The organism is Flavobacterium sp. CF136, from assembly GCF_000282055.1.
Lineage (GTDB): Bacteria > Bacteroidota > Bacteroidia > Flavobacteriales > Flavobacteriaceae > Flavobacterium.
Window position 1 is genome coordinate 42214 of the sequence record NZ_AKJZ01000101.1, and the last position, 9325, is coordinate 51538.

Consider the following 9325-nt stretch of genomic DNA (forward strand, 5'->3'; position numbering starts at 1 on the left):
ACTAAATTATGAAACGAAAAATCATTCTCTATTTAATTTTTATGGGCTCCTTTTTTTCTTTATCGGCCCAAAACATAACTATCAAGGGAATAGTGACTTCATCTGAAGATGGGTTGTCACTTCCTGGTGCGAATATTATAGTATCAGGTACGAACAATGGAACAGCGACAGATTTTGATGGTCGTTTTACACTTAATAAAGTAGATATAAATGCTACTTTAATATTTAGCTATGCAGGTTTTACAAGCCAAAGCATCCCGGTAAATGGAAAAGAAACCATAAATGTTGTTTTAAAACCAGAATTATCACAATTAACAGAAGTTGTTGTGATAGGGTATTCCAAGGAGAGAAAAGTGGATGTAACCGGTGCTATTACAGTAGTAGATATGAAGCCAATTGCCGGACAAAGTATGAGTTCGGGTAATGCTATGCAGGCTCTACAAGGCAGGGTTGCCGGTTTGTCTATTGAGAAATCAGGGGATCCCAGTGGGGCTAGCAGCAAGATTTTAATCAGAGGGGTAAGTACTTTAGGAAATACTGATCCTTTGTATGTAATTGATGGTGTTCCTACGGTAAGGCCTGAAGTTTTTGCCAGTTTAAACCCAAGTGCAATAGAATCTGTTCAGGTATTAAAAGATGCTTCGGCTTCGTCTATTTATGGTTCCAGAGCAGCTAATGGAGTTATTATAGTAACTACAAAGAATGCCTCAAAAGGCGGAGCTATGACTGTTTCTTATAGTACCAGTGTTTCTTCTATGTCAGAGAAAAAACAAAGATATGATATGCTTAATGCAGTGGATCGTGGAAAAGTTTTATGGCAAGCTTCAGTTAATGATGGAGCGAAACCAGAAGATGGATATGGCGAAATCTATAATTTTGACTGGAATCAGAATTTGAGTAATCCAGTGTTAAATAGTGTATCGGTTAAGCCTTTTGTAGGAGGAGATACTAATGTCCCGGCAGGAGATACGGATTGGCAGGATGTAGTGTATAAAACAGGATTTGTTATCAATAATGATTTGTCTGTTTCAGGAGGTAGTGATAAATCTAATGCCATGTTGAATTTAGGGTATTTGGATAATAGTGGTATGTTAAAATATACTAATTATGAAAGATATACAGCAAGATTAAATGCTAATTTCAAATTGTTTAATGATAAAGTACGATTTGGTATTAATTCTCAGTTTACACAATCTAATGAAAAACTGGCGGCTAATGATGTTGGTAATTCTCCGGTTCCTGCCCTGGCTATTTCATTAGCACCAACAATCCCTGTTTATACAAATTCCGGTGGATATGGCGGTCCTTTAGGATCAGGTTATTCGGATAGAAACAATCCTCTATTGATGCAGTATTTAAACAGATGGGATAATACGAAGAGAGTTTCTTTATATGGAAATATTTTTACAGAAATTGATATAATAAAAAATCTTACATACAGAAACAGTATTGGTATTGATTTTAATGATTACAGTAGAAAAGACATTGAGCCAACGGTTAGTAATGGATCAGTTAACAGAACTAATAATAGCTTAACTCATGATACCAACAAATATTCCAGCTTAACGATATCCAATACTTTAAGTTATAATGTAAAACTTTCCAATCATAAAATTGGTATTGTAGTGGGGCTGGAATCGGTTAAAACAGATTTTAATAGTTTGTTATCCCGTGGAGAGAATTTTGCTGTAGAAACAGAATCTTATTTTGTTTTATCGGCTGCTTCCGGAGCCAGAACATCAAATGGTCTTTCAACAGGAAGCAGATTGCTTTCTCAGTTTGGGAAATTAAATTATGCGTTTTCTGATAAATATTTGGCAACTTTTACGATAAGACGAGATGGTTCGTCAAGATTTGGAGCAGATAACAGATATGGTATTTTTCCGGCTGCAACGGTAGGATGGAAAATCAACAATGAAAATTTTCTGAAAAATGTAAAAGCAATTTCGTCATTAAAACTTCGTGCGGGTTATGGAGAAGTGGGGAATCAATCCATTGGTGATAATGCTAGTTTAGGGTTATATGAAGCCAGATATGGATCTAATCAGAATGTTTTTATTCCTGATTTTTTTAATATTTATTATAATGTAGGAACGGCTTATGATTTGGGTGGAGTTAATACAGGAAATTTGCCATCTGGTTTTGTTTCTATACAAGCGGCCAATTCAGGATTGAAATGGGAATCTACAAAAGAGATAAACGTTGGGTTGGATTTTGCTTTTTTGGATAACAAATTATCAGGTTCTTTTGATTATTTTACCAGAAAAACAGACGGGATATTAATTAAACCACCAGTTGCTTCAGTTTTAGGAGAAGGACAACAGCGTTTTGTGAATGGAGCATCAACTTCAAATAAAGGATGGGAATTTGTTTTAGGATACTCAGATACTTTAGAGAATGGATTGAATTTTAATGTCACTACTAACTTTGGTGCGACTAAAAACAAAATAACAGCATTACCTGAAGAAGTAAGAACAGCTTATCCGGGAACAGCCTTAAATTCTATCATTGGTCATTCTCAGTTTGAGGTTTTTGGATATAAAACAGATGGTTTGTTCCAATCGCAGGCAGATATTGATTCTCATGCTACACAGGTAGCTTCCAGATTAGGAGGTATTAAATATGTGGATATCAATAATGACGGAGTTATCAATTCTGATGACAGAACTTTTATAGGTTCAACACAACCAAAATTAGAATATGGTATTAATATTAGTTTGGCTTATAAAAATATAGATATGTCCATCTTTGGTTCTGGAGTAGCAGGAAGAAAAGGAGTTGATCCTTATATTTATTGGAATAATTTTGTTCAGGGAAGAGAAAATGCAGGTCCGGGAACACTTAATGCCTGGACACCAACAAATACTGATACTGATGTTCCGTCTCTTTCATTGGCACATAATGACAATCAGATGTCAGAATATTTTTTAAGAAACAATTCTTATTTCAAAGTTAGAAACATACAAATCGGGTATTCACTACCAGAAAGTATAACTGAAAAAACTGGTTTCATCACTCGTTGTAGATTATACGCCCAAGGGGAAAACTTATTTTGGTTTACTCCAAAAGGATATATCGGTTCTGATCCGGAACGTACAAATATTAATAGAATACCAGTACCTACTACATTCTCATTAGGTGTAAACTTAAACTTTTAATTAATTCCCATGAAAAAATATAATAAAATAGTTATTAGCTTTTTGTCAATTTTATTTTTGGCATCATGTAGCTCAGATTTTTTAGATTATGAACCTAAAGGAGTATTAACGCCAGATCAAGCTGCTACTTTAGCAAATGCAGATGCTCTTGTTACTGCTGCCTATGCGGCAATTGGAAATGATGAAATGATTGGACCAATAACGAATCAATGGGTTTATGGTAGTGTCCGTTCAGATGATGCCTACAAAGGTGGAGGTGGTCGATCAGATGTTGATGTGATTGATACCTATGAACAATACAATACTACTATTGCTGATTATGGTGACTGGATGCTTCCCAGAACCTGGACAAATCACTATAAAGCGATTTCCAGAGCTAACTTTGCACTATCTGTAATCAATACTATTCCGGATGCAGACTATCCGTTAAAGAAAACCAGACAGGCGGAATTACGTTTTTTAAGAGCGCATTCTTATTTTATGCTGAAGTTATTATTTAATAAAGTTCCGTTTATTACAGAAGATCTTTCTAAGGAGCAAATTTTGAAAACTTCAAATGATTTAACTTCTGATGCATTATGGAATAAAATTGCCGATGATTTTATTTTTGCACATGATAATTTACCTCCTTCACAAGATCAAGTGGGTAGAGCTGATAAAAATGCTGCATCGGCTTATTTAGCAAAATTGAGATTGTATCAGGCATATGAACAAAATGCGGACCATCAGGTTACAAGTATAAATTCGGCAAGATTGTTAGAAGTAATCACCTATGCTGACGAGGTAGAGGGAAGTTTAGAGCCTGATTTTGGTTTCAATTTCTTGGATGGTCATGATAATGGACCGGAATCTATTTGGGCTGTTCAGTTTTCTATCAATGATGGAACTAATACAGGAAGAGTAAGTTTTGTAACGGGATTGAATTCACCTCATGGAACACCTCTTTACGGATGTTGTGGTTTTCACTTAGCGAGTCAAAATATGGTCAATGCATTCAAAACTGATGCTGTTACAGGCTTACCATTATTGGATACTTTTAATACTTCAGATATTTATACTGCTGTAGACGCTAATGGAAAATCATCATTAACTCCCGGGGTAACACTTGACCCAAGAATTGATCATACCGTAGGGATTCCCGGAAGACCATTTAAATATAAAAATACGCTGAAAACAGCAGGGGATATGGTTTATAATTTTAGCTGGGCCAGAGATCCAGGAGTTTATGGTTTCTTTGGTAATATGAAAGAGCAACAATCGCCAGACTGTTCCTGTTACGTTAAAAACGGACCTTTCGTAGGGACTTCAAAAAATGTAGATTTTATTAGATATGCAGACGTACTATTGTTCAAGGCAGAAGCCTTAATTCAATTGAATAGACAAAACGAGGCACTACCTATTATTAATGAAATAAGAGCAAGAGCAGCAGCAAGTACAACAATGCCATTAGCTGCAGGTGCTTCAAATGTATATAAAGTAGAACCTTATCTTTCATTTCCAGATAAAGCGTATGCCTGGAAAGCGCTTAAATTTGAAAGAAGATTAGAGTTTGGAATGGAAGGACCTCGCTTTTTTGACCTCGTAAGATGGGGTGAAGCTGAGCCGGTTTTAAATGCTTATCTTGCTGTTGAAAAAGTAAAAAGAGGTTTCCTTTCAAGTGCTCATTTCACAGCGGGCAGAGATGAATATTATCCAATACCTCAAAGAGAAATAGACTTTACAGGAGGATTATACAAGCAAAATCCTAAATATTAAATAAGGTTAATAATGGTTGTTTAAAAATTAGTGATTGAATCAGATTAAGGGTGAGTATGTACTTGCCCTTAGCTGTTTCTTAATTTTGAATCTAAAATAAGTGTTGAAGGTATTTTGTTAAGAAGGTCTTTTGGTTCAAATTACAATATATTCTTGAAGTAAGATAAAAAACATTTTGCATTAAAAATATTCAAAAAAACTGTATTTTAATAACGGGAATAATGAAATCGCGATTAATAACAAGTTTACGCAAGCAAATGAAATTCGCTGAACACCTATGAAAAATATTAAGTCAGTGAAGCAAACACTGATAAATAAAAAGGCGATAACCTATATGACCGCTAAAAAATAAAATTTACATACATGAAAAAGGAACGGGTAAGATATTTGAATAGAATCATGCTTTTTTGTGGTTTTATATTGGTTATAGCTGATGCATCGGCACAAACAATCATTCCTATTGCCACCGAAAACAATGTGCTGTTAATGCAAACCGACAGTAACAATAGGTTGAGAACGGTGTATTTTGGCAAACCGCTTGAAAATGAAAGTGAGTATAAGATTGTTGCAGCCAATTATAATTATGATGAATCCAATGCTGGAATTTATAATTCGGCATATACTCCTGCGGGGACCTGGAATCTGTCCGAGCCCGCCATTCAGGTGAAACATGCTGATGGGAATCCGTCGTTGGAATTGAAGTATGTGAGTCATAAAAAAGAAAAAATAGATGTCAATACTTCGGTTACCAGTATTCTTTTGAAGGATCCTGTTTATCCGTTTGAGGTGACTTTGTTTTATAAAGTTTGGGAAAAAGAAAATATAATCGAGCAATGGACGGAAATAAAACACAAGGAGAAAAAGGCGGTGGTTTTGCAAAAATATGCATCTGCTAATTTATATTTTGCCAATAAAGATTTTTATCTCACGAGTTTTCAGGGAGAATATCTAAAAGAAATGCAACCTGCAGAAACCAAGCTTTTACAGGGAATGCGAACAATTGATTCTAAATTGGGAACCAGGGCGATGTTGTTGCAAACGCCCAATTTTATAGTTTCATTTGGCAAACCGGCTTCAGAAAATGAAGGAACGGTTATGTTAGGACAGTTGGCCTGGAGCAGTAATTTTAAATTGGATTTTGAAATTGATTCTCATAAAAACCTTCGTCTTATTGCGGGAATCAACCCGTTTGCTTCTGAATATGCGCTGGCTCCAAACGAAACTTTTAAAACCCCTTCTTTAATTTATGCTTTATCGAATAACGGTACAGGGGAAGCCAGTAGAAATTTACACGATTGGGCCAGAAAATACAGAATATTGGATGGTCAGGGGGAACGTCTTACCTTATTAAACAATTGGGAGGCAACCTATTTTAATTTTGATGAAAATAAAATTAAAGCCTTGTTTAAAGACGCTAAAGATTTGGGTGTCGACATGTTTTTATTGGACGATGGGTGGTTTGGTAATAAATATCCACGAAATAACGACAATGCAGGATTAGGCGACTGGCAGGAAAATAAGAAGAAACTGCCAAGTGGATTGGGTTATTTGGTTAAAGAAGCAAAAACCGAAGGCGTGAAATTTGGTATCTGGATTGAGCCTGAGATGGTAAATCCAAAAAGTGAATTGTATGAAAAACATTTGGATTGGGTAATACGACAACCTGAAAGACCTGAGATTTATTACAGGAATCAGATGGTGTTAGATTTGTCGAATCCCGAGGTTCAGGATTTTGTTTTTGGAATCGTGGATGATTTGTTTGTGAAAAATCCCGAATTGGCGTTCATCAAATGGGATTGTAATGCGGTTATTTATAATGCGTATTCGGCTTATCTAAATAAAAAAGGAATCCCTCAGTCTAATTTGTATGTAGATTATGTGAAGGGATTGTATAAAGTACTGCAGCGCATTCGAGCCAAATATCCAAAAGTTCCCATGATGTTATGTTCCGGAGGCGGTGGTCGTGGGGATTATGAGTTTTTAAAATATTTCACCGAGTTTTGGCCGAGTGATGACACCGAGCCTGTAGAGCGCATATTTTTGCAATGGGATTATTCGTATTTCTTTCCTTCTATAGCTATAGATAATCATGTTACCGACTGGGGCAAACAATCTCTGAAATTCAGGGTAGACGTGGCCAGTATGGGTAAATTAGGATTTGATATTGTAGCCGGCAAATTAGATGCCAATGACAAAATATTTTGTAAGCAGGCTATAAGTAATTATAACACATTCAAAGATATCGTGTGGCATGGCAATATGTTTCGATTGGTAAATCCGCATGAAAATGATATTGCGGCATTGATGTATGTTAATGAAAATAAAAGTAAAGCGATTGTTTTTAACTATTTGGTAAACAATAGATTTAGTATTACAGCAACGAAACGACCGGTAGTTTTTAATGGCCTGGATCCGAAGAAAAAATATACGGTAAAAGAAATTAATTTATATCCCGGAGTAGTATCTACACTTTCTTCTGATAAGATTTTCACTGGGGATTTCCTGATGAAGGCAGGTTTTAATCCTAATGTTACTTTGCAGAGAACAAGTGTCGTTTTAGAGATTAGTGAAGTTAAATAATTAAAATGTAATTTGTATTATCTATAGAACAAATGTTATGTTCTTAATTTTAAGATTATGAAGAATAAAAAAGAATTAAAAGCAGTTTGCTTTGGAGAGGTATTATGGGATGTTTTTGGAAACGAAAAAAAGATTGGAGGAGCTCCGCTAAACGTTGCTTTGCGAATGAAAACACTAGGTTGTGAAGTCACGGTGATAAGCTGCGTAGGAAAGGATAAAGATGGAGAAGCAATTATCAATCAGGTGAAAAGCCTGGGACTTGAAACCAATGCTATAATGCAAACAGAAAATTTTGCAACCGGATTAGTAAATGTGACACTAAATGAACGTGGTTCTGCAAGTTATGAAATTAATTACCCATCGGCCTGGGATAAAATTGTATTGAATGACTTGGCTGAAAAGTTAGTTGCAGAGGCTGATGTTTTAATTTACGGCAGTCTGGTTTGCAGAGATGAAGTGTCAAGACAATCTTTGGAAGAATTATTGCAAACAAAAGCCTATAAAGTTTTTGATGTCAATTTAAGAAAGCCTCATTATTCATATACAATTCTGGAACAATTAATGCATTCAGCTGATTTTATTAAGTTCAATGATGAGGAATTATTAGAGATTGCGGCAGCTATGCAGTCGCCTTTTACGAGTCTGGAAGATAATATGCATTTTATCGCAGAAAAAGCCAAAGTAACTGCTATGTGCGTAACCAAAGGCAAACACGGTGCATTATTATTATGGGAAGGAAAACTGTATGAAAATGGAGGATACCCTGTTAAAGTTGCCGATACAGTAGGGGCAGGCGATTCTTTTTTAGCGACTTTAATTACATCACTTCTTACTGGAGAAGCACCGCAAACAGCTATCAATTTTGCTTGTGCAGTTGGAGCTTTAGTTGCGGCAGCACCGGGAGCCAACCCCGAGATTCCGCATTCTAAAGTTGAAAATTTGATGTTAAAAACAAAAGTATAGTTCCTTAAAATATTTTTAATTGCCCTTAAATTTTAAATGTTTAAGGGCTTTTTTTTAAGAACAATCAATAAAAGAAAACTGAAGGCGATTGATTGAATTTGCCAATTAAATCTCTAATGATGGCGCATCAGTTAGGTTTTTTTGCATCTCTTCAGGTAAGTAGGGCCTTCCGCCAGTTGCCGGAACACATGTTCCTGTAAATACTGCCGTAGCCATTATTTTTCCGTCTTTTATTATAGATTGTTTAAAATGCAGACGAGGCAAGCCCTGAGCATCTGTAAATACAGAACAAGTAACGTCAAAATTATCATTCTTTTTTAAAGACCGGATAAATTTAATACTATACTGAGACAAAACCATATAGATACCTTTGTTTGCCTGCTCTACAAAATCAAAACCCAGTACCTCTCTAATATAATCATGGCGGCAATACTCCATATAAAAAGGGTAATATAAGCCATCCATGATATTTTGCACATCTATATGCTGGTCTTCAGCAGTATAATTTTTTGAATATTCCATACTATTAAATTAAGATTCGAATCTATTGGTAAACGTACTTCTTTATAGCTTATTGTAGTCTAAATGCACCAAATAATATTATCTTTATTGAACAATCTTTAGCTTATTTGCGGTAGGCTCTTATGCTATTGGTATAAAAGGAATAAATTATTGACTTTTCGGCAATTTATTCGTCTGTGATATGAGCAATTTTCACATTTTAAATAGATGTTTTTATACTATAAAAGTGTAAATTGGGTTTTTATAAAAATATTTGACATAACCCGTTGGTTGTAATTTAAAATAAGTGTCAGGCAGAGTCCGTTCGTCTTCGCTCAGGATAAACTTAGTCGAAGCCCTTTCGAAGT

The 9325-nt window shown here is 35.3% G+C and carries 5 protein-coding genes; 4 read left to right on the plus strand and 1 reads right to left on the minus strand.

Translation table 11 applies throughout. The annotated features are described in order from the left end of the window. Nucleotides 1-8: 8 nt before the first annotated feature. From PMI10_RS19790 to PMI10_RS19805, 4 genes are all read left to right on the plus strand, one after another. Nucleotides 9-3158: a SusC/RagA family TonB-linked outer membrane protein gene (locus PMI10_RS19790; RefSeq protein WP_007811069.1), complete on the plus strand. Its 3150-nt coding sequence runs from the start codon at nt 9-11 to the stop codon at nt 3156-3158. Between the two features lie 9 nt (nt 3159-3167). After that, complete coding sequence (locus tag PMI10_RS19795) at nt 3168-4913, plus strand: RagB/SusD family nutrient uptake outer membrane protein (RefSeq protein WP_007811070.1); 1746 nt, start codon at nt 3168-3170, stop codon at nt 4911-4913. A gap of 363 nt (nt 4914-5276) precedes the next feature. Continuing rightward, on the plus strand, nt 5277-7493 hold the full coding sequence (locus PMI10_RS19800; RefSeq protein WP_007811071.1) for an alpha-galactosidase: 2217 nt from the start codon (nt 5277-5279) through the stop codon (nt 7491-7493). A 57-nt stretch (nt 7494-7550) separates the two neighbouring features. Further along, nucleotides 7551-8456: a carbohydrate kinase family protein gene (locus PMI10_RS19805; RefSeq protein ID WP_007811072.1), complete on the plus strand. Its 906-nt coding sequence runs from the start codon at nt 7551-7553 to the stop codon at nt 8454-8456. A gap of 105 nt (nt 8457-8561) precedes the next feature. On the opposite strand, the gene PMI10_RS19810 is transcribed toward PMI10_RS19805, so the two are convergent. Continuing rightward, nucleotides 8562-8978, minus strand: coding sequence for an acyl-CoA thioesterase (locus PMI10_RS19810; RefSeq protein ID WP_007811073.1), 417 nt, complete (start codon nt 8976-8978; stop codon nt 8562-8564). Between the last annotated feature and the right edge of the window lie 347 nt (nt 8979-9325).